Annotated in this window: 2 protein-coding genes; both read left to right on the forward strand. The window is 40.5% G+C overall.

Going from position 1 to position 2,994, the window contains the following annotated elements:
- Positions 1 to 525, forward strand: a 525-nt coding sequence (locus DSM106972_RS52085; RefSeq protein WP_158633048.1) for a DUF8371 domain-containing protein, incomplete at its 5' end; no start/stop codon positions are given.
- A 244-nt stretch (positions 526 to 769) separates the two neighbouring features.
- On the forward strand, positions 770 to 2,994 hold a 2,225-nt coding region (locus DSM106972_RS50830; protein ID WP_127087835.1), incomplete at its 3' end, for an AAA domain-containing protein.

The raw sequence follows: 2,994 nt of genomic DNA on the forward strand, positions 1-2,994 counted from the left end.
ACTCGGTTTCCTCTGAATCTTAGAGATTTAAAGGACGAATCCAATGAGAAAATTTTAGATGCTATATGCAAACACTTCTCTGAGCTAGTAAAAAGTGGATTGTCTATTGAGTTTTATAAAGAATCGGGAGAGCCTAAAAGTGAAAAAATCGGTCAACTTATCCTACTGGAATTGCTTGAGTGTTATGCAAAGGGGAGTTGTTTTAGTGTTAAATATGAACCTAACGATGGGATTGTAAAATTATCCAGCCAAAATAACTGTATTGAAATCATATTGAAATACACCTCTACACGAGGAATAAGTGAATATTATGAAAAATTACTTGAACGAATTCAAAGAAATTCTGTATTGCCATACACTGCTCTAATTCTTATACAACTCAATGGTGGGAAGTCAATAATTAGTAAACTTGATGCGCTTGATAGAGGGTATACATACAATGAAAACAAAATTTTCAGAAGATTTAATATTGATGGGAGAATTAAAGGATTCGGAGACAGCAGACGCCCCTTTAAAATCTACTGAAATTATATGCGTGCGGGCTAACAATTCGGACGTTATTAAGTCAAATGTTTTAGGCTCTGAGGAAACTTCCAATAACGTTATTGGAAAATGCGCGCTCCCACTGCCTATAACGTTATAGGCATCTATAATTGTTAAAAAATGAAAAATCGAAAACTATTTATGACTCTGGTAGGTTGGCGCCGAGCGAGAAAAAAGATTAACTTATATTTAATACCAGTAAGTACAGTTGCTCCCTTTTAATCTCATGCTAGAGCCAGATAAACTTATCCAGATAGTACAAGCTTGGTTATCCTATATCCGGTTAGAGGAACTGACCCAAGCTGAGGTTGAACGTTCTTCGGATGTTTACTCGAAAGTTATAGATAAGGGAGTGCAGCTTGTTGGTAATAAGCTAATGTTGGATGGCGAAGTATTTAAACAATTCCAGCAACAGCAACAAGCGGCAGCTTCTAGGGGTAGACCCAATGATTTTCAAATGGCTGTTGCTTTCCCGCAAATTTATCTGATACAGGGGAAGGGGAAAGAACAAAAGCTGAAATATCTGCCTCTCTTCACAGTTGATGTTTCACCTATATTCAAAGGCAATTATCGCAAGACTGGCTGGGATTTGACGGAATATGAGTTTCAGCCAGTTGTTGTTAATTTAATGCGGTTGTATGGGCTAGAGGAGGAGCAAGCTGAATCACTGGTTGTTGCGTCAGGGATTTTGAAATTTTTGGAAGACACTTTTAAAGGGAGATTCCCCACACTGCGAGATTTTCTTGACCAGGTGGACTTGCCAGAAGGGAAATATAAAACTTTTCGACAACCTTATTTACTGCGCTGCGACTTTACGCCCTATAATGCTCTGCTCAAGCTTGATTTGCAACTTATTTTACAGCAACTTCAACAAACACCCCATAGCGACTGGTTAACAGAAACTCACCCAGCAATGCAGTACCTTTGGTCGGCGCCACAATTACCCAGACATGAGGTGATGTTTTGGGGCGCCTTTCCCTCCCACGCTCCCGATGAATATCAAGCGTCTGTCCTCAAACATACTCAAGAGAATTTGCTTACTGCTGTTTGTGGACCTCCGGGAACTGGGAAAACAGAAGTGTTTCTGCACCTGGTAGCACAGCAAGTAGTGACAAGGGCATTACGACTTGTTCGCGGTGAAGAGGATGGGAATAATTTAATACTATTTGCCAGCACCAATAACGGCGCCATTCAAAAATTCCTTTCTCGGTTGAGTGATAACTTTCCTACAGAACAGTTTTATCTACCTGGTGGGAACCTAGGCATCATCCGTAGGGAAACTTTACCAAAACTACAATCAAGCCAAGATTGGCTGAGAAATAATGAATTTAACCAGGAGTCTTGGGAACAAGCTAAACTCAACCTTATAAGAGCAGAAAATGAAATTCAGCAATTAATAGAGCAAGACCGCTTTAATAATAGCCAACAAGCAGCTAATGCCGAACGAAGAACTCAACTAAATGTAGAAATCCAATCGCTCAATGACGATATTGCAGCAAAGGATTCCGAGTTACAAGCACTTCAAGAGCAGCTATCAAGTTTGAGTGATTATGCAAATTTTCCTCTCAATGCTTACCAGCAAATACAAGAAGCTTTATCCCAGGCAGAACGCGAACTTCCAAAACAGTCTGACTCCATTACCAAGCGCGCGTTGGACTGGCTTAATTTTACTACCGATAAGCTAATTTTTAAGCGTCTAGCAAACCGGATAAACGCTGCTGTTTTAAATACTTTGGCATCGTCACATCCCTTTCAGATGCCCCTTGACCGTTCTAGTTTAACCACAGCCCAGATTTTAGTTAACCAAAAACTGGATTTATCGCAACAACTTTGGCATCTTAACCAAAAAGTAACGTCTATTCAAACCCAACTAACATCTTTAAACAAGCAATTAGAGTTAAAACAAGCTGATTATCAACTTTTCCAAGAACAACTTGATAGTTACCCACAAGGAGATTTCTATAGTCGTTTTTACCGCGACTACCACTCATTACAACTAGAACTATTTCAAGGCGCCTGGACGTTTCTGTTGCAAGAAGTTCTCCGACGTAAGGATAGCGTTATGCGGGCGTTAGAAACTTACGGCAGCGTCTTGGAGGGAGATGGAGATGCATTGCTCAAACTGGAAACTGACAGTGATGCCATCTACCGTGACTTAAGCTTGATTTTCCCCGTCATTAGCTCTAGCCTGCAATCAGTACGCTATATGCTGCCAATTCTTCATTCCAATATTGTTAAACTGGCACTGGTAGATGAAGCGGGTACTACACTTATACATCAATTATTTCCCTTGCTGGTGCGTTCGCAACGAGCAGTAGTAGCAGGCGACCCCCAACAAATTGAGCCAATTATTAACCTTTGCGACGATACTATTAGGGTGCCCGCCGAGATACGTGCAAAATGGGACACGATGCAAAGTTTTGTAAATATAGTTGCAAGTAGTCAGACTTT

Origin of the sequence: Dulcicalothrix desertica PCC 7102, from assembly GCF_003991905.1 — a bacterium.
GTDB classification, from domain to species: Bacteria; Cyanobacteriota; Cyanobacteriia; order Cyanobacteriales; family Nostocaceae; genus Dulcicalothrix; species Dulcicalothrix desertica.